The organism is Lysinibacillus sp. BSL11 (assembly GCF_052928325.1).
In genome coordinates, this window is record NZ_JAVGCX010000004.1 from 117,893 (window position 1) to 141,489 (window position 23,597).

Annotated in this window: 24 protein-coding genes; 15 read left to right on the forward strand and 9 right to left on the reverse strand. The window is 37.3% G+C overall.

The genetic code is table 11. The features are described 5' to 3' along the window. Positions 1–120 precede the first annotated feature (120 nt). On the reverse strand, positions 121–402 hold the full coding sequence (locus tag RCJ95_RS06165) for a hypothetical protein (RefSeq protein WP_221679317.1): 282 nt from the start codon (positions 400–402) through the stop codon (positions 121–123). Positions 403–598: 196 nt separating this feature from the next. Here RCJ95_RS06165 and RCJ95_RS06170 point away from each other — a divergent pair, with 196 nt between their 5' ends. Then, positions 599–1,147 carry an acyl-CoA thioesterase gene (locus RCJ95_RS06170; RefSeq protein WP_004227610.1) on the forward strand — a complete coding sequence of 183 codons (549 nt, stop codon included), beginning with the start codon at positions 599–601 and terminating at the stop codon, positions 1,145–1,147. Between the two features lie 45 nt (positions 1,148–1,192). Here RCJ95_RS06170 and thiD read toward each other — a convergent pair whose 3' ends face one another. Further along, entirely contained in the window at positions 1,193–2,023 is an 831-nt protein-coding gene (gene thiD / locus RCJ95_RS06175) for a bifunctional hydroxymethylpyrimidine kinase/phosphomethylpyrimidine kinase (RefSeq protein WP_202342030.1), read from the reverse strand. A gap of 175 nt (positions 2,024–2,198) precedes the next feature. On the opposite strand from thiD, the gene RCJ95_RS06180 reads away from it, so the two are divergent. From RCJ95_RS06180 to RCJ95_RS06200, 5 genes are all read left to right on the forward strand, one after another. Further along, positions 2,199–2,876: a uracil-DNA glycosylase gene (locus RCJ95_RS06180; protein WP_004227613.1), complete on the forward strand. Its 678-nt coding sequence runs from the start codon at positions 2,199–2,201 to the stop codon at positions 2,874–2,876. A gap of 75 nt (positions 2,877–2,951) precedes the next feature. Further along, a complete protein-coding gene (locus RCJ95_RS06185) occupies positions 2,952–3,128 on the forward strand; it encodes a hypothetical protein (protein ID WP_048393435.1) in 177 nt (58 codons plus the stop codon). Beyond that, positions 3,128–3,394, forward strand: coding sequence for a YwdI family protein (locus RCJ95_RS06190; protein ID WP_202342029.1), 267 nt, complete (start codon positions 3,128–3,130; stop codon positions 3,392–3,394). The genes RCJ95_RS06185 and RCJ95_RS06190 overlap by 1 nt, the downstream gene beginning before the upstream one ends. A gap of 26 nt (positions 3,395–3,420) precedes the next feature. After that, on the forward strand, positions 3,421–3,801 hold the full coding sequence (locus RCJ95_RS06195; protein WP_004227623.1) for a DUF423 domain-containing protein: 381 nt from the start codon (positions 3,421–3,423) through the stop codon (positions 3,799–3,801). Positions 3,802–3,965: 164 nt separating this feature from the next. Further along, a complete protein-coding gene (locus RCJ95_RS06200) occupies positions 3,966–5,141 on the forward strand; it encodes a M20 family metallopeptidase (RefSeq protein ID WP_313150440.1) in 1,176 nt (391 codons plus the stop codon). Positions 5,142–5,223: 82 nt separating this feature from the next. Here the strand turns inward: RCJ95_RS06200 and gerQ are convergent, their stop codons facing one another. Together gerQ and RCJ95_RS06210 are read right to left on the reverse strand one after the other, a co-directional pair. Next, positions 5,224–5,559: a spore coat protein GerQ gene (gerQ, locus tag RCJ95_RS06205; protein ID WP_004227629.1), complete on the reverse strand. Its 336-nt coding sequence runs from the start codon at positions 5,557–5,559 to the stop codon at positions 5,224–5,226. Positions 5,560–5,581: 22 nt separating this feature from the next. Next, positions 5,582–6,007, reverse strand: a complete 426-nt coding sequence (locus RCJ95_RS06210) for a cell wall hydrolase (protein WP_004227631.1) — start codon at positions 6,005–6,007, stop codon at positions 5,582–5,584. A gap of 245 nt (positions 6,008–6,252) precedes the next feature. Between RCJ95_RS06210 and RCJ95_RS06215 the strand changes: the two genes are divergently transcribed. Further along, complete coding sequence (locus RCJ95_RS06215; protein WP_004227634.1) at positions 6,253–6,423, forward strand: hypothetical protein; 171 nt, start codon at positions 6,253–6,255, stop codon at positions 6,421–6,423. 485 nt (positions 6,424–6,908) lie between these two features. Here RCJ95_RS06215 and hemQ read toward each other — a convergent pair whose 3' ends face one another. Further along, positions 6,909–7,658 carry a hydrogen peroxide-dependent heme synthase gene (hemQ, locus tag RCJ95_RS06220; RefSeq protein ID WP_221679324.1) on the reverse strand — a complete coding sequence of 250 codons (750 nt, stop codon included), beginning with the start codon at positions 7,656–7,658 and terminating at the stop codon, positions 6,909–6,911. Positions 7,659–7,814: 156 nt separating this feature from the next. Between hemQ and RCJ95_RS06225 the strand changes: the two genes are divergently transcribed. Beyond that, positions 7,815–8,648, forward strand: a complete 834-nt coding sequence (locus RCJ95_RS06225) for a lipoate--protein ligase family protein (protein ID WP_221679325.1) — start codon at positions 7,815–7,817, stop codon at positions 8,646–8,648. Positions 8,649–8,680: 32 nt separating this feature from the next. On the opposite strand, the gene RCJ95_RS06230 is transcribed toward RCJ95_RS06225, so the two are convergent. Next, positions 8,681–9,331, reverse strand: a complete 651-nt coding sequence (locus tag RCJ95_RS06230; protein WP_004227650.1) for an RsfA family transcriptional regulator — start codon at positions 9,329–9,331, stop codon at positions 8,681–8,683. 235 nt (positions 9,332–9,566) lie between these two features. On the opposite strand from RCJ95_RS06230, the gene RCJ95_RS06235 reads away from it, so the two are divergent. The 3 genes from RCJ95_RS06235 (at position 9,567) to RCJ95_RS06245 (ending at position 17,022) form a co-directional block, all read left to right on the forward strand. Beyond that, complete coding sequence (locus RCJ95_RS06235) at positions 9,567–9,791, forward strand: DUF1450 domain-containing protein (RefSeq protein ID WP_004227652.1); 225 nt, start codon at positions 9,567–9,569, stop codon at positions 9,789–9,791. A gap of 201 nt (positions 9,792–9,992) precedes the next feature. Beyond that, positions 9,993–11,300: an HD domain-containing protein gene (locus RCJ95_RS06240; protein ID WP_257521103.1), complete on the forward strand. Its 1,308-nt coding sequence runs from the start codon at positions 9,993–9,995 to the stop codon at positions 11,298–11,300. A 373-nt stretch (positions 11,301–11,673) separates the two neighbouring features. Then, positions 11,674–17,022 (forward strand): collagen binding domain-containing protein, encoded by a 5,349-nt coding sequence (locus RCJ95_RS06245; RefSeq protein ID WP_446722024.1) that lies wholly within the window; start codon positions 11,674–11,676, stop codon positions 17,020–17,022. 52 nt (positions 17,023–17,074) lie between these two features. Here the strand turns inward: RCJ95_RS06245 and RCJ95_RS06250 are convergent, their stop codons facing one another. Then, positions 17,075–17,743, reverse strand: a complete 669-nt coding sequence (locus RCJ95_RS06250; RefSeq protein ID WP_257521104.1) for a class A sortase — start codon at positions 17,741–17,743, stop codon at positions 17,075–17,077. A gap of 121 nt (positions 17,744–17,864) precedes the next feature. Beyond that, positions 17,865–18,050 (reverse strand): 2-hydroxymuconate tautomerase, encoded by a 186-nt coding sequence (locus RCJ95_RS06255; protein ID WP_004231516.1) that lies wholly within the window; start codon positions 18,048–18,050, stop codon positions 17,865–17,867. A gap of 167 nt (positions 18,051–18,217) precedes the next feature. Here RCJ95_RS06255 and RCJ95_RS06260 point away from each other — a divergent pair, with 167 nt between their 5' ends. Beyond that, positions 18,218–18,736 carry a YwhD family protein gene (locus tag RCJ95_RS06260; protein ID WP_004231517.1) on the forward strand — a complete coding sequence of 173 codons (519 nt, stop codon included), beginning with the start codon at positions 18,218–18,220 and terminating at the stop codon, positions 18,734–18,736. A gap of 352 nt (positions 18,737–19,088) precedes the next feature. Here the strand turns inward: RCJ95_RS06260 and RCJ95_RS06265 are convergent, their stop codons facing one another. Beyond that, complete coding sequence (locus RCJ95_RS06265) at positions 19,089–21,143, reverse strand: transglycosylase domain-containing protein (RefSeq protein WP_257521105.1); 2,055 nt, start codon at positions 21,141–21,143, stop codon at positions 19,089–19,091. A 301-nt stretch (positions 21,144–21,444) separates the two neighbouring features. On the opposite strand from RCJ95_RS06265, the gene speB reads away from it, so the two are divergent. From speB to yidC, 3 genes are all read left to right on the forward strand, one after another. Next, a complete protein-coding gene (speB, locus tag RCJ95_RS06270) occupies positions 21,445–22,317 on the forward strand; it encodes an agmatinase (RefSeq protein ID WP_004231519.1) in 873 nt (290 codons plus the stop codon). 222 nt (positions 22,318–22,539) lie between these two features. After that, the gene (locus RCJ95_RS06275) at positions 22,540–22,815 is read left to right on the forward strand and encodes a hypothetical protein (protein WP_221679334.1); all 276 of its coding nucleotides are present in this window, start codon (positions 22,540–22,542) and stop codon (positions 22,813–22,815) included. Between the two features lie 24 nt (positions 22,816–22,839). Beyond that, complete coding sequence (yidC, locus tag RCJ95_RS06280) at positions 22,840–23,472, forward strand: membrane protein insertase YidC (RefSeq protein WP_274771487.1); 633 nt, start codon at positions 22,840–22,842, stop codon at positions 23,470–23,472. Positions 23,473–23,597: the final 125 nt, after the last annotated feature.

Genomic DNA, 23,597 nt, shown 5'->3' on the forward strand with positions numbered 1-23,597 from the left:
GGTAGCTGTGAAAAAGGGAAGAAAAATGAAGCTCATTATCATAGTATAATAAAAACCGCGACTCTCTTTTATGACAGGGAGTCGCGGTTTTTTTGTACATTCGTGTAGGCTATGTATTTGTTAGTATCGATTAAGTTTTCGTTCAATTGTATCTAAACGATTATTAACATTTTGTAATTGTTTAAACATTTGCTTCAAATAAAGGTTTTGATCTTGGGTTTCAGTGGTTTTGGCTTGTGCCAATTCTTCCTCCTCCTGCAGAGCTAATATTGTGGCAAGGGTGGATAATGAATAACCAAGTGTTAATATGATGGAGGCAATTACTTCAACTTTTGAAGAGGTGATTTCTCCAGCTAGTAAACCTGATTCTTCCGTTAAGTCTTCTACCTTGTTTTTTTTCATTTTTTCCCCTCCCATACAGCTAATATATGGGGTATGAGGCATTAAGGTATCTTGTCCTATTTTAATCTTTATTGGATAAATACTCATCATTAACGAATTGTTTAATGTTTGTAATTTTCTAATAATTATATTGATTTTTCCATTTAAATATAGCATTATAGTAGGAATAAACAAGACGTTTAGAGGGGGAATAGGTGTGAATAAGGACTTTAAATATTGTAAGGAATCAAGAGTGATGCGTACAAGTCGTGTATTTCCAAACGATGTGAATAATCATAATACATTATTTGGCGGACGGTTGATGAGCGATATTGATCAAGTTGCTTCCATTTCAGCTGCAAAGCATAGCAGAAGAGATTGTGTTACAGCCTCAACTGATTCAGTCGATTTCCTACATCCCATTCGCCCAACAGATTCGGTTTATTTCGAATCCTATGTAACTTGGACGGGAAGATCCTCTATGGAGGTTTTTGTCAAAGTTATTTCTGAAAACTTGAAAACTGGGGAGAGGAAGGTGGCAGCGACTGCATTATTAACTTTCGTGGCATTGGATGAAAATAACAAACCAGCACTGGTCCCACGAGTAATTCCTGAAACAGTAGAAGAGACAAAATTGCATGAAACAGCTTCAGAACGAGCGAAGGCGCGTGCTGAACGTAAAAAGGAAAGTAAAGCATTAGCACAATTTATATCTATGAATGATCCATGGGATTATCGGCTAGAAATGATGGAGAATTATATGTAAAAAAAGAGGGATGTCTCAAATGACTTTGAGACATCCCTTTCATCCTTATATCTCTGTTACTGTTACGTGTGGAGCACCAAAGCGAGATTTCGCTCCATGCATGACAGGACCTACATATTCATTTAACGCCCAGCCATGTGCAATAGCTGCGGATACAAACTCTTTTGCTTCAATGACAGAATCTTTAATAGTAAGACCATTTGCAAGATTGGCTGTCACAGAAGCAGCAAATGTACAGCCTGCACCGTGGTTATTTGTAGATGCGACTTTTTCAGATTCTAATAAGTAGAATGTTTCACCATCAAAGAATAAGTCTGTTGCTTTTTCAGTAGCCAGTGCTTTTCCACCTTTAATGACAACAGCTTTAGCTCCTAGTTCATGGATTTTACGAGCGGCAATCTTCATGTCGTCAATGTTTTTTGGTGTACCTGTGCCAGCTAATTGTCCAGCTTCAAAAAGGTTTGGTGTTGTTACCGCTGCTAGTGGTAAAAGATGCTGAATCATGGCATCTGTGTTACCGGGATTCAGTACTTCATCGTCCCCTTTACATACCATAACAGGGTCGATGACAACATTTGAAGTCCCTGAATTTGCTATAGCCTTTCCAGCAATACGAATAATTTCTTCTGTTGAGAGCATTCCTGTCTTAATGGCATCAATTCCTGTGGAAAGTGCTGTGTCAATTTGTTTTTGTAGTAAATCAGTTGGCAAAGGCGTGACGTTATGTGTCCAGCCATTAGGGTCCATTGTTACGACAACTGTTAATGCCACCATACCATATGTACCGTGCTCTTGGAATGTTTTAAGGTCAGCTTGCATTCCTGCACCGCCTGATGTATCTGAACCAGCAATTGTTAATGTTTTTTTTAGAGTCATGTAAAGGATCTCCTTTATCGTTAAGAGTTATAAAATTAACATCTAGTATAGTCCGATTCTGATTCTATAAAAATAGCCAGAATACTATATTTTTATATGGTCAGTTTCAACTGAAGCTTGAATTCATCTTTAATTTTTTGTACCGTTGTAAGAAGAGAAAGGGGCTTAAAGAACGATGAAACAAGTATTCCCGAATGATTGGCAAGCAGTACTCAAAGAAGAATTAGAAAAACCATATTATCAACACCTACGTCAATTTGTCGCAAATGAATATTCGACACAAACTATTTATCCACCAATGAATGATGTGATGAACGCATTCTATACAACAGCATATCATGATGTGAAGGTTGTTATTTTGGGACAAGACCCTTATCATGGGCCTAATCAAGCGCATGGGCTAAGCTTTTCTGTTAAACCAGGTATTCCACATCCTCCTAGCTTACGGAATATGTTTCAAGAGCTACAGGATGATTTAGGCTGTCCAATTCCTCAAAATGGAACGCTAACAAAGTGGGCTGAACAGGGTGTTATGCTATTAAATACGGTGCTTACGGTTCGAGCAGGACAAGCGAACTCCCATAAAGAACAAGGATGGGAGCAATTTACCGATGCTGTTATCGATCTATTAGCTGCAAGGGAAGAACCACTAATTTTTGTATTGTGGGGTAAACCAGCGCAACGCAAAAAGCAATTAATCCGAAAATATAAAACACCTCATGTCATACTGGAAGCGCCACACCCAAGTCCCTTAAGTGCTTATCGAGGATTCTTTGGCAGTAAACCTTATTCAAAGATTAATCAACAATTAGTGGAGTGGGGCAAGCAGCCGATTGATTGGTGTTTAGAATAGATTGGCACAAATCGTTTGCTTTATACGCTTTAGCAATCATGTTACATTTAATATAGAAGAAAGTGAGGGACATTGATGAAGGTGAATTGTTTTAAGTGTCAATTTTTTAAAGTAACCTGGGACCCTCAAAACCCACGAGCATGTGCAGCTTATGGCTTTAAAACAAAGCAAATACCATCCGTTGTTGTGAAGCAATCCTCGGGTGTGGATTGTTTAAAATTCGTACCAAAAGTAGAAAGTGGGAGAATGTAATGATTTCTTATCAAGCCGTTATACAGCAACTTGAAAAACAATTATCTAACGCAAAAAATGCGGGGAATGATCAGCAAATTCGTGAGACGCTTACAGCCATTCGAGCATTATGTGATGTGGTTTTAGATTCTTCAAGTGATGCACCATCAATCACTCCTCATAAGCATGTACCGCAAATGCTTGTGTCAGAGTCAAAACCATCCACTTTATATACAGCAAAGATTGAAGAAGATGGGGCAAATGGAGATTCCATTTTTGATTTTTAATCCATTTTAAAGGTAGGGTAATGAAAATGAAAAGATTTATCGTGACTGGTGCTCTTCATGGCCTATTAGCAGTAGCATTGGGTGCATTTGGTGCACATGCTTTAAAGGAAATTTTAGATGAATACAGTCGAGGTATTTGGGAAACGGCTGTTCAATATCAAATGTTCCACGCTACAGGATTACTATTCATTGGTCTGTTAATGAGCTCTAAACTATTAGGTGAAGTGAAACAATTAAATCTAGCAGGTATTTTCTTTAACCTTGGTATTGTTTTCTTTTCTGGGAGCTTATATGTTCTTGCAATAAGTGGTATTAAAGTATTAGGGGCTATTACACCAATTGGTGGCGTACTATTTTTAGCTGGATGGCTACTTATTATTTTAACTGCTCTCAAGCATGCTCGTTAATTTTAAGTTGACTCTCTTACATTATTTGTAGGAGGGTTTTTCTTTGTTATCAGTCATCTTTCAAAGATAGGGATTTAAATCCCTATCCATTTTGTAAGAATTTATAGTACACTACTAATATTACTTGCAATATTTCGAAAATACCAAAAGTGAGGTTACATAGTATGGAAAAACTATTTACATTACTGGATGCTAACTATAATGAGATGGTAGGGATTCGTCGCTATTTACATGAATACCCTGAATTATCCTTTGAAGAAGTCGAAACGCCATCCTATATAGCTACTTTTCATAGAGAATTGGGGCATGTGGTTCGAGAAGGAGTGGGAGGACGTGGCGTCGTAGCGATACTACGTGGCGGTAAGCCGGGCAAAACGGTGGCATTACGAGCTGACTTTGATGCATTAGCGATACAAGAAGAAAATGATGTACCTTACAAATCTAAAATAGCTGGAAAAATGCATGCATGTGGACATGATGGACATACAGCTACATTGCTTGGGCTAGCTAAGGCATTGAATGCAATGAGGGACCAAATTGAGGGGAATGTCGTATTCATTCATCAGCATGCAGAGGAAGTGGCGCCAGGTGGAGCTAAGCCGATGATTGAGGATGGTTGTTTAGAAGGTGTAGATGTTATTTTTGGTACACATTTATGGGCACCTACACCATTAGGAGAAATATTAGTGAAAGATGGAGCCATCATGGCTGCCGCGGATAAAGTAGAAATAACGGTTCAAGGAAAGGGTGGTCATGGCGCAGAGCCTCATCATTCTATTGATGCTGTTACCCTAGCCTCTCAATTTGTCGTCAATGCTCAACAGCTTGTTTCAAGAAGGATTGACCCATTGAAATCAGCTGTTTTAACAATCGGTCATTTTGAGGCAATTAATCCGTTTAACGTTATAGCTGATCGGGTAGTTTTAGCGGGGACAATTCGTACATTTGAAGAAGAAGTACGCATACAAATGGAACAAGAGCTAGAAGCAATATTAAATGCGACTTGTCTGGCATTTGGGGCAAGTTACGAATATCGTTACACAAGGGGTTATCCACCTGTGTATAACCATCAGAGAGAAACTGAGTTTTTGGCACAATTGGCGCCGACTGTACCAGGGGTAGATCAAGTAATAACATGTCCGCCATTTATGATTGGGGAAGATTTTGCGTATTATTTAGAAAAAGTACCAGGCACATTTTTCTTCACAGGAGCTAAAAAGCCAGAATGGGAAACGGCCTATCCGCATCATCATGCACGCTTTGATTTTGATGAACGTGCCATGCTAATTGCAGCAAAAACCTTAGGTAAAGCAACCTTAACGTATTTAAAAGAAAATTGAACATAGAGAATGATAAAAATCCGCATACGCCCAACGACTTTTGGTCAGTGAGTGTATTGCGGATTTTTACTTAGAGATAGAATTATGGATTTTGATTAAAGTAAGCCATTTCCTCATCATACTCTGCAAAATCGAAATAAATCATAGGGAAAAGGAAACGATGATTAGACTTGAGTTCACGAATAATGACATGATCTCGACCAGCTGCTTCTACCACACCACGAACAGTTTTTGTGTTTTTTCCCTGCTCTACTGCGTGCTCAAAAGAAAAATGGAAGGTAGCTGGTTTTCCACGGTTCAAACGTAAAATATTTTCTATATAGGACTCCTCACGGCCAGGTGGTCGTCCGCTCGGAAGTGTGACTGGAGGAGGAGTCATTTGTTGTTGCGTTGTTGGTGTCCAATAATAAGGCATCATCAATTATCAACCTACTTTCTTTTTAAATTTGAGGACAATCTTGTTCAGTTGGCGAGAAAAAACAATGGGATTTGAACCTGCCAGTATTCCATTGACCATACCATTGTGCAGGACAATCACCTGCTGGCATGAAAAACCACAAAGAGCGGGTAGCTGGATGAAATCTTTCACCCTGAATCACCCTTTTAGCTAACCGAATATCTTGATCACGTGCTCGTTGATAAAAATAACCCTTTTGTGTTGCCTCAAAGCCTCCCGGACGCTGATAAACCATTTGTTCAATCGTTCGAATATCACCAAAATCTAAACAATCACCTCTTACACGATTAACGCCAACATTCCCAACCATCAGCATGCCTAACTCTCCTTCGCCTTCTGCTTCGGCACGCATTAGTCTTGCGAGTAGGGCTGTCTGCGCATCATTCGTCTTAATAACAGCGATTTTCATACCTCCTCGCAGACAGTATATGCATGAAGGTATAGTAGTCATGTTCAATTTTGTTAAGAAAGACAATCACATATTAAAGTTACTATGCATATAGTAGTAATAACGACAAGTACGTAGAAAATACATCGAATCCTGCATGGCCCGATAGTTTTTATAGCAAAAAGGGTAAATAGAAAAAAATAGATTTAGGGGAACGTGAGATCAATGAATTGCATGTGTATCTAATACATGTGAGGTGATGGCTTATGGAAATTGGCGTTTGGTTTGGGATCTTATTAAGTGCAGTACTGGCTTTTCTATTAGGGGAGTTTTATGGACAGCCGCTCCATTGGTATCTCTTTATTGTCATTATAGTGATTGGTTTTTTTATTCAAACGGTTATCTTAATTTTAAAAGTAAAGAACGAGAGCTCTTAATGAAGGATGTAGAAGAAACGTGTTGGGGTTAAGAAAGTGTCATCGCTAAAAGATGGCACTTTTTTATATTGTGACTCTAAATTTGCTAGTGTGGAAAGCAGAGCATCAGGAAAAATGCCTTTACCTTAATAGGCGATGAATACTTGTTTTAGCTGCTATTTCAATAAGACATAATTAATGTTGCCTAGTAAGTATATTAAAAATATAGCGTGACATACTAAAAATGACTTTATTTTTGCTTTTATGAAGGAGCGTTTCCATGCGTGTTTTTAGTATGTTTGTAGCGATTATCATCAGCGCTTTTCTGGCAGTTGGAATAGCAGAATATTATCATCAACCATATAATTGGTATTTAGTTTTTCTTATGATTCTAACCGGGATTTTTATCCATATTATAATTTTAATATTCGAATCCGAGAATGCAGAAGAAAACGAAATTTAAAAATGCGAGTCCATATTGACGGACTCGCATTTTTAATTAGATATTAAACAGTTAAGAATTTAACCAATTTATCTTGATCAAGAAGGTTTCCGACGAAAAATTCCCCGAATTCGCCATAGCGTGCTGACACTTCGTCAAAGCGCATTTCATATACTAATTTTTTGAATTGCAGTACGTCATCAGCAAATAAAGTTACGCCCCATTCGTGATCATCGAAGCCTACAGAGCCAGTGATAATTTGTTTTACTTTACCAGCATAGCCGCGACCAATCATTCCATGTGAACGCATTAATGATTTACGCTCGTCCATTGATAGCATGTACCAGTTGTCATTCCCTTGACGGCGTTTGTCCATTGGATAGAAGCATACATATTTAGCACGTGGAAGTTCAGGATATAGACGTGCACGTACATGTGGATTTTGGTAAGGGTCTTCATTTGACTCGCCAGCTAAATAGTTTGAAAGCTCTACAACAGATACATAAGAATATGTAGGAATTGTAAAATCTGCAATAGCTAATTTATTGAATTCTGCTTCAAGCTCTTGTAACTCATCCATTGTTTCACGCAATGTCATAATCATAAAGTCAGCTTTTTGACCAACGATTGCATAGAAAGCATGAGCACCTGTTTTAGCTACGTCTGCTTCGTTTAGTTTTTCTAAATAAGCAATAAATTCCTCTACTGCTGCTTGACGTTCCTCAGCAGAAACAAGCTTCCAAGATGCCCAATCAATTGAGCGGAAATCATGTAAAGCGTACCAACCATCTAACGTAATTGCTGCTTCATTCATTATTGAAAACACTCCTTTATAAGTGAATACCATTCAAAAATTAGTTTATCATAGTTTGCACAAAATCCCTAAGTTCATGATAGTAATTCACGAATTTGACACCATCTAAAGATAAGGTATTCTAAAGAGTAGAGATGTAATAAGAGGAGTACCAATATGAAACATATTTTACAACAGCCAATTTGGCGTTATTATGATCAATCCATTAGTGCGAAGCAAAGATCACCGCTTGAATCTTTTGCGACAGACGATACATTGTGCCAATTAGTTGGCCAATTGATGTCTCCGCCAACAATTCGTACATGGGTTCATGAGGCATCTGTTGTGCTAGGTATTCAAGACCATCGTTTACCTTATGTTCAGCAAGGTATGGAATTACTAGAATCTAGAGGCTATCATCCTATTGTTCGTAATTCTGGCGGACTAGCGGTTGTGCTAGATGAAGGGGTTCTTAATATATCCATTGTATTGTCTGAACAAAAAGAGTCGCTCAGTATAAATGATGGCTATGATGTAATGGTGGAACTTGTGAAGGGGTTGTTCCCAGAAATAGCTGAAAAAATTGAGGCTTATGAAATAGTGGGCTCTTATTGCCCAGGTTCTTATGATTTAAGTATTGATGGGAAAAAATTTGCTGGTATTTCACAAAGACGCCTGCGTCAAGGGGTGGCAGTGCAAATTTATTTATGTATTGAGGGGAGTGGCTCGCAACGCGCGGCACTTATCCGTGACTTTTATGAAGAAAGCTTGCAACAAGAGGAAACAAAATTCGCTTACCCTCAAATCGTGCCTGAAGTCATGGCTTCGCTAGCGGAGCTTGTAGACCCCAATTTAACGGTAGAAGCGGTCGTTATTCGTCTACAGCAACTACTTAATCAGTTGGCCGAGGAAGTACGTCCACAGTCCTTTTACGACGAAGAATTAACATTGTATGGTTTTTATTTACAGCGTGTTTTTGAGCGCAACACCAAAATGCTTGAACGTAAGTAAGTTGATTATATGAAACAGAAAAAGCGATGCGGCTAATTTAGCGCATCGCCATTTTCTGGTTGATAAATAGAACTGCTAGTTACAAGATTTCCGTTCTTCTCCATTTTAAAAACAGGTGCAATTCGCTCTTCCTCTTCATCAAGCGTAACAAGACGTCTAGCACGATTCATAATTTGAACAAATTGCTCGTAATCTTTGCGAATCGCTCGATTTTCCTCTTCTAGTTTTGTAATGGTTTTCTCTAGTTTTTTATTTTTCTCAGATGTTACATGTACAAGTTGTCGCCATTTTGAAGATTCATTTCCTACTTCACCAGAATGCTGTAAACGTAGTAAATAAGCTATGACAATATCAAGAGAAAGGGCAGATAGCGGAATTGATTTTCCTTCTGCAGCACTATTATTTACGGTAAACATACTAGAAGCACGGCGTCTTGCTGGCGCTCCCAACACTCGCATTCTCTCTTTTCTTTCCTTTTTAGCTTCTGCTAATTGTTCCTCGTATTCTTTACGAACAACGGCATTCCAACGAAAACCACAGGCTGCCGCAGTACGATTTAATGCATCACCCGCTTCTTCAAAGGCATTAAGCTGTGTGCTTCCTTCTGTTACATGACGGATTACAGCCTCTGCTAGTAATTCATCGTTTTCTTTTAACCAAGCATCTTGTCTTACTTTACTCATATTAAAATCCTCCCACCTTTATCTGGAACTTGTTATTTAAGACTAGCATGACCAATCTTTTAACCTTTTATTCATCTATGTAGAAGGAATTATGCTTGAATAGAAGGGGAAAAGTACGATACAATACCCGATGTAGGTTTGTGCACATGCTGCATACTTAAATATGTGAAGGTCATGTGTGCAATAGAGCGAAATTATGTTTGAAAAATACTATATAGAAAGGGTTGTTGACAAAATGGCAAACGAATTTAAAGTTTGCGATGAATGTCAGGCCGTTAACTTAAAGACGTTAATTCCAAAATTAAAGGAAATCGATCCTGATGCAACCATCGAAATTGGCTGTCATTCTTACTGTGGTCCAGGACGCAAAAAGACATTTACCTTTGTAAATAGCCGACCTGTTGCTGCATTAACAGAAGATGAACTAATGGAAAAGGTTTTAGCAAAATTAAAAAAGTAAAACTAAAAGCTATCTCTACTTGGGGGATAGTTTTTGTTTTGCTTTTTTATATGTTGAGAAATTAGACCAATATAAATATAAAAATAATGTTAAAGGTAATTGAAATAGGTTGTTAATATCTATAGAAAAATGGCAATAAGTATGCTAGTCCTAGATTTATCGCATATAATAGAGCTATAACAAAATGGGGGTGCTATCCAAATGACATATGCAAACGCTAAATTAGAAGAAGAAAAGGTATTTAAAGATCCAGTACACCGTTATGTACATGTTCGAGATCAAGTAATATGGGATTTAGTGGGTACAAGGGAATTTCAGCGTTTACGTAGAATTCGTCAACTAGGTACCACATTTTTAGTATTTCATGGAGCAGAACATAGTCGCTTTAGTCATTCTCTGGGGGTTTACGAAATTGTACGCCGCATAGTAGATGATATCTTTGTAGGGCGTCCAGATTGGGATGAAAGTGAAAGATTATTAGTGTTATGTGCAGCCCTTTTACATGATTTGGGTCATGGCCCATTTTCCCATGCCTTTGAAAATGTATTTGAGCTTGATCATGAATATTTTACAAGGCAAATTTTATTGGGAGATACGGAAGTAAATGCGATCTTAAAAAAAGTGGCAGCTGATTTTCCTGAAAAGGTATCCCAAGTAATTGAAAAGACATATCCAAATAAGCAAGTAATTAGTTTAATTTCGAGCCAAATTGATGCAGATCGTATGGATTACTTACAACGTGATGCTTATTTTACAGGTGTAAGCTACGGTCATTTTGATATGGAGCGGATTTTAAGAGTAATGCGTCCAAGAAAAAACCAAGTAGTAATCAAAGCAACAGGCATGCATGCGGTTGAAGACTATATAATGAGTCGCTATCAAATGTACTTACAAATTTATTTCCATCCTGTTTCACGAAGTGCAGAGGTAATTTTAAATAATATATTAAAAAGAGTAAAACAATTAAGCTTAGAGGGCTATACATTTAAGCATGAGCCTACTCATTTCCTAGCATTTTTCCGAAATGTTATTACATTAGAGGATTATCTTGCGTTAGACGAGAGTATACTTTTTACATATTTTCAGTTATGGATGCAAGAGGAGGATGCAATTCTAAGTGATTTAAGCCGCCGCTTTGTGAATCGTAAGCTATTTCAATACATTGATTTAGACCCTGGAGTAGAGCTCAATAAATATCAAAAACTTCAAGAGCTTTTCAAAAAGGCTGGATTAGACCCCGAATATTATCTTGTACATGATACAACGGCAGATCTACCATATGATTTTTACAGACCAGGAGAGGAAGAAGTGCGTGTACCAATTTTTTTAGAAATGAAAAATGGTGAGCTACGGGAGCTTTCACGTGAGTCCATTATTGTGGATGCCATCTCAGGGCGTATGAAACGAGATCATAAAATCTATTTCCCATTAGATTTCTTAGAGGACGATTCAACAAACTCAACTGTAAAAAAACAAATATTAATGCTATTAAGGAAAGACAATAAATAAAATATAAATTTTAAAAATAATAAAGCAGTAAACACATTCCAGTAGGAGGTTGTTTACTGCTTTATTATTTTTAGATAATTGTTTAGAAACTGTTAAGTTGAATTAGATATAATTAATCAATAATTTTGAAATGGAGGTGGTTCCTATTGATTGTTGTCATACAAAAGTGCTGTGAAGATGTGTGGGGACATTTGTAAATAATTCTAATGACCTATATTAAGTTAATGATTGAATTTTATTTGCGATGTTTCCATAAAAATTAAAGGAAAGAGAGAGTGACCTATTGTTTGTTCATTCCTTTCCTAAACACGAAAGGATCAATCTTTGTAGCAAACAGTATCAGTTAGCTCTCTAACTAAAAAAGGAGAGAAACATGAAAAAATTAAATATAGCGATTATTATATTGCTACTTGTATTTCAAACAGTACTTTCACCAATTTCAGTGTTTGCCGACGAGAGTCAACCTCCTGTGACTCCTCAAAATGAACCTAGCGAAAATGCTGTGATTGATTCTGATGGAGAAGAAGGAAACCAAAATATAACAAGTGAAGATACTGCTGAAGTGACGATTCCAGGAGAGGAAACAAAACCAGAAAATCAGCCACAGCTAATAATGCCATTAGGTGCGCCAGTAGGTTACCCTGTTGAAAATATGCAAGCAGATGTGACGATGTCATTTAGTGGCTTAAAGCTCTTTTCACAAGGTGGAACATTAATTACAAATGCTACAGATTTAGCAAATTATTCAGGGCCAAAACCCAAAAAGGGTGATGAAGTATATTTAAACTACACATTCTCTTTGGATCCAACAATTGATTATGGAATAGGTTCTACATTCACATTCCAATTACCTGCCAATATGATTGAAGAATACACAGCAGGTTCTTTTAATCAATCAAGAACATTAACGGAGACTGGTGATTGGTTAGCCTATTCGGCAAGCTATAACAGTGCTACAAAAACAGTAACAGTCACAATAGATAGTGAATTAGAACAAGGGCAATCAGGTAGTATGAACTTTGAGTTTATGGCGAAATTTGGTAATTTTGCTGATGAAAGTGAACTTGAACAATCATTAATAATCCCTGTGCTTGGAGGAGCGGATGTTCAACTAGACTTTGAATTTGCACCTACAGGTAATGGGCAATTACTAACTAAAAATGCTGGTTCTATTACACGTGACGCAAGTGGTGAAGTAACGATTCCATGGACAGTTTGGGTGAATACTGGTGGGCAAAAACTTGAAAGTGCAAGTTTGAATGATGTACCAGATATAAAGCATGAGCTGGCAGGAAATATTACAGTTGAGCGATACAAAATAGGATTGAATGGGTTTAATCCAAACAGCCCAGGTGCTGTAGACGATACAAGCAATGAAACCTCATTCCCTATCTCATTGACAGATGGATACTATGCATACAAAGTAACATATAACACTGTTGTAACAGCAGATCCAACTGCATCAAGTATGCCATATACAAACGTAGCTACTTTGACAGGGACAAATATCCCTGCTAACACAACAGCCAATGGAACACAAACTGTACAGTATGGACCAAGCTTAGATAAAACAAGAAGTGGCGATAAATATAATTCGACATGGACAATCAAGTATAACTGGCTAGGTCAAAAAATACCTGCTGATAAAGCGAAACTAACAGATACACTAACAGGCTCGTCGCCAACAACTGGTAAGCATAAAATTGATTACAGTAGTTTTAAAGTATATCGTGTAATATTATCAAGTGATGGTCAAAGTGAACAATCTTCAACTCTTTTAACTAAAGACACAGACTATGCTTTAACTGAACATGACTATGATTTTGAGATTGACTTTGATAAATCAACTAACACCTCAGGTCCAAATGGTGAAGTAACATCTGCCTTTAAAATCGTTTATGATACAGAGTTGGAAGATGAATTTGTTACAGATGCAAATACGGGCACGATTACAAATACTGTAACAAGAGGAGATAGTGGTTCAGACACAGCAACTCTAGACCTGGCTTCAAACATCTTTAATAAAGCACGCGGGGCAATTGACTATGTAAACAAAACAATTACATGGACTTTAACCATTAATGCTGAGAAAGATTTGAAAAACTTTGTAATAGAAGATGACTTTACAACCACAAATAAAGCTGGGGAAACGTTAAAACACACTTTAACACCATGGAACGGTACTGACTTCTATGAGGTTACTGGTGCAAATGCTTTAACGTACACGATTACAGATAAGGGGGGGAGTGCCCCAACTATAGGCAACGAAGGTTTTAAAATGGAATTTTCAAGTGACATTCCAAAAGACCGCACAGTAACTATTCGATACAAAACAAAGTACGATATTAAGCCAAACGGAGGTGTAGCAACAGCGTATATTAATACGGCTGATGCAACATGGGATGGCGCAATAGATTCTCATAACCAAGCATTAGATAGAACTGCTAATTATACGCCAGATTCTACTTCTCCAACAAACAATAATGGTTACAAAAAAGTTGTCGTAGATAACCAGACACAAGAGTTTTCTTGGCGTATTGGGGTTAATATCAATAAACAAGATATAAACAGTGCTACCTTAACAGATACATTAGGTGCGGGTCATTATATTCCTGTTCCAGATGGTCAAACATTAAAAGATCAAATTACCATTTCTAAGCTAAACTTAACAACAGAAGAGGGAACAAAAAATGGTACATTAGATCCTGCTAAATGGACTGTTACAGAAACACTAACAGATAACAAGGTTACAGGTTTTGAAATTACGTTTATTAACCTAGATCCAATTACTGATAACAACGAAGCGTATTTAATTGAATACAAAACAAAAGATGCTGACGATATTTATGGTCAAAACTCAACTACTGCTTCAAGAGATTACACAAATACAGCGACTTTAGATACACCACACAATGGAAGCTATAATTATAATGCAACAGCAAAAATTAGTAATCTTGCAAATGAGTTAATTAAAAAATCAGCGACACCTGTTCCAGCCAGCGATATTATTAATTGGACAGTTACAGTGAATGCTTCTAATTCAAAATTAGGAAATATTACATTAACAGACAAACCATCAAGTAACCAAAAAATATTAACAAACACGTTCAAGAAACAAGAGATTAAACTAAATACAAATGGGACTTCTCAAAATATAGGATCCCCTATTACTGTGGATGCTAGCGAAATCGTCTTCAATCAAGATGGTAGTTTTAGTCTTAATTTGGGAGAATTAAATGGCAAAGGTTATGTTGTTACGTATTCCACATTCTTTATGGGGGATGGTAACGCGGGTGAAACAATTTCTAATAGTGCCTCTATTGGTTACGCTGGAGCAACAGCTGCAGGTACAAGTGACCACGGGGGCGATAGCAAAACATTTAAGTATAGCTCATCTGATACAAGTGCATCAGGTGTTAAGGGAACATTGCAATTAAAAAAATATAAAGTAAATCCTTTAACAGGTAAACGTGAAGAGTTTGCTGGTGTTAAGTTTGAATTATGGAATAAAAATAACACAATCAAACTTGATGAAGGAACAACAGATGCAGATGGTACATTGACATTTGAACAAGTGCGTTACGGAAAGTATACGTTAAGAGAGGAATCACCAGCGGGCTATATTGCGATTGCACCAATCACGATTACAATGGGAGCAAATATAGATATTACTCCAGGTGTGGATGGTAAAGCATATGTTATTGATAACATTGAGGATGTTAATTTAACAAATGCCTGTCCAGCATTCACATTAACTGTGAAAGATATTGATGGTAAAGCTATTGCTAATAAAAATATTAAATTAATTGATAGCAACGGCAATGCAAAATACACGGGTACAACAAATGCTGCGGGGCAAGTATCAGATATTAAGCGACCTGGTACAGGTGGTAAAGAAGTCCAAGCAGGCGTGTATACAGTAGTGGATGAAAATGATATCCCATTAGGTACTGTTACCGTGAAGTATGGTACGGGAGAATGTCAAGATACTATCCAACCTACAAATTCTTGTCCTAACTTTACAATTACCGTGAAAAATGAGAATGGAAATCCACGTCCAAATGTAACAGTTACACTTAAAGATCTAAGTAATACTGTTATAGCTACTGGCACAACAAATAGTGATGGTCAATTCATCATTGATCAAACAACTCCAGCAGGAAAATATAAGCTATATGAGGGTATCCAATATTTAGGGGAAGTAAATGTTACGTATCACAATGATAATTGTCAGAGTGAAGTACAGTTAGCACCAAAATGTGAAACGTTTGAATTAACTGTCTATGATGTTGATGGTAATTTAGTTGCTGATGGTACTTCAGTAACGGTTAAAAATAAAGATACAGGTAACATTATAGCGACAAAAACTACAAAAGACGGTGTAATTGAATTAAGCGATTTAGAGCCAGGGGTTTACACAGTTGTAGTTGATGGTGAAGAAATTGATGAGTTTGAAAGCAATATCGATTGTAAAGAGAGCGTTCAACCAACACCAAAATGTGAAAACTTCACAGTAATGATCAAAGATAATAATGGTATCATCAAGCCAGGTAACGATGTCATTATTAAAGATAAATCTGGAAAAGTAATCACAACGAATAAAGATAAAGATGGAAATTTAACATTTGTATCTAAAACAACACCTGCGGGTAAATATGAAGTATATGATAAAAATCTTTACTTAGGTGAGATTGAAGTTTCTTATGCGAGTGTTCCTTGTGAAATTACATTATCAATTGCACCAGTTTGTCCAGCCTTTACATTGACAATTAACAATATGTTTGGTCAACCACGTGTAGGCGTAAAAGTAACAATTACAGGTGAAGATGGTATAGAGGTTGAAGATAATGGTTCAACAGAGTTTATAACAGATAGTAAGGGTCAAATTACAATCAGTAATTCAATTATCAAACCAGGTAAGTATATTGTAAGAGAGAATGGTAAGACAATTATTGGTACAGTTATCGTGGGTAATACATGCGAGGCTAAAATTCAGCCAAATCTACCAGTAACACCTCCTACACCTAATCCTGGAAATCCAGATCCAGACCCAGAAAAACCAGTAGATCCGAACAAACCAAATCCAGACCCAGAAAAACCAGTAGATCCGAACAAACCAAATCCAGATCCAGAGAAACCGGTAGATCCGAACAAACCAAATCCAGATCCAGAGAAACCGGTGGATCCGAACAAACCAAATCCAGATCCAGAGAAACCAGTGGATCCGAATAAACCAAATTCAGATCCAGAGAAACCGGTGGATCCGAACAACCCAAATCCAGATCCAGAGAAACCGGAGGATCCGAACAACCCAGATCCTGAGAATCCAGTAGAACCAAACAAACCAAATCCAGATTCAAACAATTCGGCCAATCCTGGAAAAACTGAGGGATCTAAACCTTCTGTTCAAGGTGTCATTGATCAAGGGAAAAACTTACCGCCTTATAATCCAACTAAAGCTACAAAAGATACACTAGATGCTTATAAGGATTTCTTGAATAAGTATAGTCAATTAACTAAAGAGGAACAGGAAGCTGTTGCAGAATCACTTGATATTAACAAAATTAAATCGGATGCAAAACGGTTAGAAGCTCAATTAAAAGCACAAGGTAAATTACCTCAGACAGATGGTGCCGATCAAACAGCACTAACTCTGATTGGAGTAGCACTTATTCTTGGTGCATTATTCTTCTTACGTCGCCGCAACGCTGAAGTTAAATAATTATTTAAAAGAAGCCCCTAAGACTCTTAAATCTTAGGGGCTGCACCTATTTTTAAAATGCTTCTGATAGCTCTTCAGGTGCTTCATCAAATGGATATTGTTGAACAAAATCAGCTTGTATGGCAAGACGCTTTGATCCATTATCAGCACAAGTAATGAGTGTTAAAACAGTTTTATTTGGAATATCATCGATTACATAAATATCTGTTGCCGCAATGACTTTCTTAGAAGCTAATTGATATTCATAAATATTCGTTAAATCCGTTATATAGACTGTATCTCCTATACTTGCTTTATATAGAGGACTAAATAAGATATCCTTTTCTTCAAAATAATGTCCTGCTAAGGCATAGTTTCCCTGCCCGAGGCTTTGATTTGGCTTCATGGTACCTGCCCCTACGGCCAGTGCAGCATTTCCAACACCTTTGACAATCGGAAGTTGCATGTCAACACTTGGTATGGCGATACTACCAATTATGGGCATTTTATTCGCCTTTGTTTGAGCCTTTAAGACCTCCGCTATGGACAGCGATTGTACATCCTCAAATACATAATCTGCATTAACCTGATTATTCTTTTCAATCTCTTCTACAGTGATTTCAGTAGTATTTAATTGATGGCTTAAATGGGCAATGATCGCATTTTGAATGGGGCTGATAAATACAAGTATTAGGCCAAGGACGAGCATAGTGATGAGCAATATTATCTTCAGTTTATTCATGTCGTAGATCACATCCTTGTTTTTGAAATAGAAGGTTTTATTCCAGCAAAAGATGGTTAACTTATGACCATTTCAAAAAAATGGATAGAGCGTTAAGATGCTTGCTCTATCCAACTTACTATTATTTGTCGCTAAAACGAACGCCTGCAACGCCGTAATGGTTTTTAGACATTTCTTCAATAAAAACTGTTACATTTTCTGCAGGTGCATTAACTGTGCGAGATACTGCTTCTGTTACTTCTTTTACAAGAGCACGTTTTTGTTCCTCTGTACGACCTTCAAGCATTTTCACTGTTACATATGGCATAATATTGCCTCCTTTATAGAATAATGTTGTATAGTTAGTTTATAAGAAAGTATAAACTTCTTACTTGCATTTGAGGCATATACGCAATGGCGAAAATAGTGATTGTTTCGATAAAACATGCGTTGATATGCTTTCCTTTATAATAGCAGAATGGAGGATATTTAAGTATGACAAATGAAGAAAAACCAAAACAAAAAATGGGTTTTACCATTATAAAAAATGATCCAACAGATGGACATAAAGGGTTTGGTATCGGTTCACTTTCATTAGAGAATGTATCGCCCGTAATAGTTGATGTAGAAGAGGGGACGGCTTCGGTTGAAATTGGTGCCATGCATGCAAGAAGTGACGTAGAGCGTGGAATTAAATTTACAATGGACCGTGCTGATTCAGAGGGCGGGAAACCGTATTGGCTCGTGTGGGTGACGATAGACCATAAAGAAAATGGGCCATATTATGCAGGGGTTACAGCCTGTGAGATGGTTGTAAATCGTGAAAAACGACGTGGCTATAAAATTCTAGCTGATCATGTAAATAAAATGGATAAGTCCATGAAACGTCATATTATTGTAGAGCATATGGATGCACCGTCTAAAAAAGTGTTAGCTTCTTTCCTTAAGCAACTTAATCCAGAATTGTGGGAACGTAGTGAGGAGCAATTGCGTCAAGACTTATTTGTCGAATAGACTCGTAATGATTGAACAATCTGTGACATTTTGCAATCGCTTTCGATATTAGGTTGAAAGTGTGTTTGAAACAAAGTACACTTGAGGCAGAGCTTACATTTTAGTAAGCTAGGACACTTGGTATCGCGAATGTGATGAGCGCTATGCGGCATTTGAACAACCCAAACCCAAGCCAAATGCCCCATGATGCTCATACTTCGCGGACCATAAAAAAGAAAAGCTTTCTGTTCCCACGGACACGTCTCCGGGGAAGAGAAAGCTTTTCTTATTTTTCGTATATCAGTTACTTTGTCGAGAGCCTTCGTAGCTTAAAACGTATTAGGATTAAAAAGGTTTCCGAAATTACCTCGTTTTAGTCCTTAAATATAGAGAATGGTAGCATATTCCAAAATTCTCCCCATGTATTACTGTCGAGAATATCGAAGTTTGTACATTTTTCAGTTGGTACATCCTTCGACTCTACATAGACTAGACGTTGTTTAGGACAAGCGTCAGTCGCTAATTTACCTGTTTCAATATCAATGACAACGCCCTCTACACCTTTAGGTTTTTTGAAATCCTCATTTTTTGTACCTTTGTTGACCGTTTCCATAAAGTCAATCCAGATTTGCTTTGTTGCAGCAGTATCTTCCTTCGTGGTAAGGTTTTTACCCTGATCATAGCCATTCCATACACCAGCAGTTAGTCTTGGTGTAAAACCAATTAACCATTGATCACTATTCGTAGAACCTGATTTAGCAGCATATGTGTGTGTCATACGTGAACGAATACTGATTCCTGTAGCGGGTGAATAGTCACTGAAAACCGGATCAAAAATACCTGTCATCATTTCTGTTAAGATGTATGCATTTTCTTTAGAAATGGCTGTTTCAGCTTTGCTTGCTACATCTTTGTTTTCATAAATAACATCTCCATGTGCATTTTTAATGGATACAATGGTTGTTGGTGTTGTTTGCTGTCCTTGCGATGCCAAAATATTATATGCATTTGTCATTTCGTATAATGTCGTTTCAATCGTTCCCAGTGCAATTGATAAATTATCCTTCGCGCCAATTCCTACATTAAAACGGTTTGCCATATCATGAAACTCTTTGAAGCCAATGTCCTCTAAGGTTTTTACTGCGTAAATATTGTCTGAGATAGCAATTGCTTGTGCCATCGTCATATCATGATCTGCAAATTGACCGTTGACGTTTTTAGGTGCATAGGTGCCACGCCCATTATCATACGTAAAAGTTGTTTCCCCAACATCTAAAAAAGTTAGTGGCGTGTAACCATTTTCTAGTGCCGCTGCATATAAGATCGGCTTGATAGTAGAGCCTGGTTGACGTTTGGCTTGTGTAACTCGGTTAAATGAGCTTACTGAATAATCACGACCACCAACTAGTGCAGTGACAGCTCCTGTTTTAGATTCCATACTTACAAACGCAGATTGCAAATCATTGGCAGGCATATTTTTGGCTACTGCTTCTTCAGCCGCTTTTTGATGTTCCAGATTCAGCGTTGTTTGAATCGTCCAGCCACCTTCACTAATATCAAGGTTTTTTGATTTTAAGATTTCACTGGCTTCTTGCCAAGCCACATCCAGGAAATAAGGGGCAACAGATTTGGTTGCAACCCAGCTATCATTTTTTAAGACGAGCTGTTCATTTTCCGCACGCGTTTTTTCCTCTTGTGTAATGGCACCTTGGTCTGCCATAAGTTTTAAAATAACGTGTTGACGATTGGTAGCCTTATCTAAATTGGCAATTGGTGAGTAGATACTAGGTCCTTTTGGTACGCCTGTTAGCATTGCTGCTTCAGCAAGTGTTAAATCACTGGCAGATTTTCCGAAATAAAAACGACTGGCAGCTTCTACTCCATACATGCCATGACCGTAATATACCGTATTCAAATAGCCCTCTAGTATTTCGTCCTTGTCATAAAAAACTTCTAATCTATAAGCATACAGGGCTTCGTTTAATTTACGTGTCCAAGACTTTTCGTGGGAAAGATAAAGATTACGAGCATATTGTTGCGTAATAGTACTAGCTCCTTGAACCTTACCGCCAGCTTTAATGTCCACTAAAATGGCACCAGCAATACGTGAATAGTCGAAACCGCCATGTTGATAAAAATCTTTATCTTCAACAGCAACAACTGCTTCCTTTAAATAAGGTGACATCTCATCGAGGCCGACCCAATATCGTCGTTGATTTGTAAAGTGATCCCCAATTTGGTTCTCATTTTCATCTAAGAAAATAGAAGCCTTTGGTACGGTTAAAGGCGGTGCACCAGCCACTTGAACATAGATGCGGAGTGCGACAAACGCTACGACAATTGCAGATGTAAAGGCCACAAATAACGTAAGGCTTTTGCGTGTGCGCTTTACACGTTGCTGCTTTCGATGATAGCTTTTTCGTTTCATCCGACTTCACCTCGTTTTCTCACAACTTCGAACTTAGCTTTAGTATGTGTTCGAACATTCATCTTTAATCTAAATTCTAACTAAAAACTATTGCACTTTATTCAAAAACATCTATACTTTTTTTGTACTACTTGAAATGCTGGCATTCGACAAAAAAATCGCACCTTGTAGATTTTAATCGAAATTTGCTAGACGTTCCAATAATGTATACGAGGATAAAAGGATACAGGTTTCATTACAATCCTGTAAGCCATAATAGAAGAAGACGAAAAATGATGATTAATTATATGGAGGGCTAGCAATGAGATTTGATGAAGCTTATTCAGGAAATGTTTTTATAAAAAGTCATCCTACATATGACGATGCACAGGCAGTAATTTATGGCATGCCAATGGATTGGACAGTGAGTTATCGTCCAGGATCACGTTTCGGTCCACAGCGTATCCGCGAGGTATCCATTGGTCTTGAAGAGTACAGTCCATATCTAGATCGTGAGCTTGAGGAAGTAAAGTACTTTGATGCAGGTGATATTCCACTACCATTTGGGAATGCACAACGTTCATTAGATGAAATTGAAAAATTTATTGAAAAATTACTAGCTGATGGCAAAATCCCTGTTGGTATGGGGGGAGAACATTTAGTGTCTTGGCCTGTCATGAAAGCAGTATCTGCTAAATATGATGACCTAGCTATCATTCACTTTGATGCTCACACAGATTTACGAGTAGAATATGAGGGAGAGCCACTTTCGCACTCTACACCAATTCGTAAAATTGCGGAACATATAGGACCAAAAAATGTCTATTCATTTGGTATTCGTTCAGGTATGAAAGAGGAATTTGAATGGGCAAAGGAGAACGGCATGCACATATCAAAATTTGAAGTGCTTGAACCGTTAAAAGAGGTCCTACCAACACTAGCTGGACGCAATGTGTATGTAACAATTGATATTGATGTTTTAGATCCAGCACACGCACCAGGCACTGGTACAGTAGACTGTGGTGGTATTACTTCGAAAGAATTACTCGCTTCCATCCATGCTATTGCAGCAAGTGGTGTAAATGTAGTAGGTTTCGACTTAGTTGAAGTAGCACCGATCTACGATTCTTCAGAGATGACAGCAAACACAGCCTCAAAATTATTACGAGAAATGATCTTAGGCTGGGTAAAATAAATAAGATTGGTTGAATGGGGTGAGCTATGAGCTAGCCCCATTTTATATTTCTGAAATGAAGAATGAGCCTTAGCATAAAATTGAAACTTATTTTACTTTATAGCGTAGATAAGTTAGGTAATAGTTTATATTACAAAGAGAGAAAGATTGATGAAAACAATGTCATCTTTTGGTTAGTAAAATGTATGTTTCTTCAATTTTAATAAAGGAAGGAGGAGTATTATGATTTGGTCACTTCTCATTAATGATTTATTCATTTTTGTCAGTACAATGGAATACTTTTGGCTATTAGCATCTTTGGTTTTAACTGTACTAAGTGTTCATTTGCATCTGTATCTCGTCAATAAAATAACCGTTCAAGATGTGAAGGACGAGGAGTTTGAAGTTGACTATACTATCACGAATACTTGGACTCCACCTATGCTAACGTGGTTTGTTCTGTGTATTAGAATGTCCGAAGACAATGAGGAAGAAAGTGTATCTCCTAGTTTGATTTAAACTTTAAAACTAGGAGGACAACCATTGTTAACATTTTTAGCACAACCTATTATTAACCTCATTCATTTCATCCATTCTTTTACAGGTAGCTACGCACTTAGTGTCATTGCTATTACGATTGCAGTCAGATTAATTCTTATGCCGTTATTTATTCGATCGGCAAAACACCAAAAGCGCTCAAAAGAATTAATGACTACCATTAAGCCTGAGTTAGATGCGCTTACAGACAAATATAAGAATAGTCAAAGCGAATCTGAAAAAAGAATGGTACAGCAACAAATCCAAGAGCTAACTTCAGCTTCATTGAAAAGCTCTTTACTAGGTTGTTTACCAATCCTTATTCAACTACCGATATTATTTTCACTGTACTACGCTATTAAACTAGATTTAGTGATTGCCAGTGAAAATTTCCTTTGGATGAATTTAGGAACGATTGATATTGGGGTTTCGATGATTGCTTGTTTGATTTATTTCATTCAAAGTTGTATAGCCCTAGAGAAAAGTCAACCATTAAATATGAAGATAATGGTATTTATTAATCCAATCATGATCCTCATTTTTAGTCTGTTCAATCCAGCGATTATCCCGATCTATTGGGCTGTTAGTGCTTTATTGTTAATAGTTCAACAGTTGATTATAAAAAAATGGTATAGATAAAATGAAACCCTCTCTTTCCGTTAATGGAAGGAGAGGGTTTATATTTTCTCGAATAAACTTGTTGAGGAGCTTTACTTCACTTCTATCTTGAAAAACCATAAGTATTCATCCTATAATAAAAAGGT

Excerpts from the sequence above, each read along its gene's own strand:
- RCJ95_RS06165 (WP_221679317.1), bottom strand. The coding sequence starts at position 402 with ATGAAAAAAAACAAGGTAGAAGACTTAACGGAAGAATCAGGTTTACTA.
- thiD (WP_202342030.1), bottom strand. The coding sequence starts at position 2,023 with ATGACTCTAAAAAAAACATTAACAATTGCTGGTTCAGATACATCAGGC.
- RCJ95_RS06180 (WP_004227613.1), top strand. The coding sequence starts at position 2,199 with ATGAAACAAGTATTCCCGAATGATTGGCAAGCAGTACTCAAAGAAGAA.
- RCJ95_RS06185 (WP_048393435.1), top strand. The coding sequence starts at position 2,952 with ATGAAGGTGAATTGTTTTAAGTGTCAATTTTTTAAAGTAACCTGGGAC.
- RCJ95_RS06190 (WP_202342029.1), top strand. The coding sequence starts at position 3,128 with ATGATTTCTTATCAAGCCGTTATACAGCAACTTGAAAAACAATTATCT.
- RCJ95_RS06195 (WP_004227623.1), top strand. The coding sequence starts at position 3,421 with ATGAAAAGATTTATCGTGACTGGTGCTCTTCATGGCCTATTAGCAGTA.
- RCJ95_RS06200 (WP_313150440.1), top strand. The coding sequence starts at position 3,966 with ATGGAAAAACTATTTACATTACTGGATGCTAACTATAATGAGATGGTA.
- gerQ (WP_004227629.1), bottom strand. The coding sequence starts at position 5,559 with ATGATGCCTTATTATTGGACACCAACAACGCAACAACAAATGACTCCT.
- RCJ95_RS06210 (WP_004227631.1), bottom strand. The coding sequence starts at position 6,007 with ATGAAAATCGCTGTTATTAAGACGAATGATGCGCAGACAGCCCTACTC.
- RCJ95_RS06215 (WP_004227634.1), top strand. The coding sequence starts at position 6,253 with ATGGAAATTGGCGTTTGGTTTGGGATCTTATTAAGTGCAGTACTGGCT.
- hemQ (WP_221679324.1), bottom strand. The coding sequence starts at position 7,658 with ATGAATGAAGCAGCAATTACGTTAGATGGTTGGTACGCTTTACATGAT.
- RCJ95_RS06225 (WP_221679325.1), top strand. The coding sequence starts at position 7,815 with ATGAAACATATTTTACAACAGCCAATTTGGCGTTATTATGATCAATCC.
- RCJ95_RS06230 (WP_004227650.1), bottom strand. The coding sequence starts at position 9,331 with ATGAGTAAAGTAAGACAAGATGCTTGGTTAAAAGAAAACGATGAATTA.
- RCJ95_RS06235 (WP_004227652.1), top strand. The coding sequence starts at position 9,567 with ATGGCAAACGAATTTAAAGTTTGCGATGAATGTCAGGCCGTTAACTTA.
- RCJ95_RS06240 (WP_257521103.1), top strand. The coding sequence starts at position 9,993 with ATGACATATGCAAACGCTAAATTAGAAGAAGAAAAGGTATTTAAAGAT.
- RCJ95_RS06245 (WP_446722024.1), top strand. The coding sequence starts at position 11,674 with ATGAAAAAATTAAATATAGCGATTATTATATTGCTACTTGTATTTCAA.
- RCJ95_RS06250 (WP_257521104.1), bottom strand. The coding sequence starts at position 17,743 with ATGAATAAACTGAAGATAATATTGCTCATCACTATGCTCGTCCTTGGC.
- RCJ95_RS06255 (WP_004231516.1), bottom strand. The coding sequence starts at position 18,050 with ATGCCATATGTAACAGTGAAAATGCTTGAAGGTCGTACAGAGGAACAA.
- RCJ95_RS06260 (WP_004231517.1), top strand. The coding sequence starts at position 18,218 with ATGACAAATGAAGAAAAACCAAAACAAAAAATGGGTTTTACCATTATA.
- RCJ95_RS06265 (WP_257521105.1), bottom strand. The coding sequence starts at position 21,143 with ATGAAACGAAAAAGCTATCATCGAAAGCAGCAACGTGTAAAGCGCACA.
- speB (WP_004231519.1), top strand. The coding sequence starts at position 21,445 with ATGAGATTTGATGAAGCTTATTCAGGAAATGTTTTTATAAAAAGTCAT.
- RCJ95_RS06275 (WP_221679334.1), top strand. The coding sequence starts at position 22,540 with ATGATTTGGTCACTTCTCATTAATGATTTATTCATTTTTGTCAGTACA.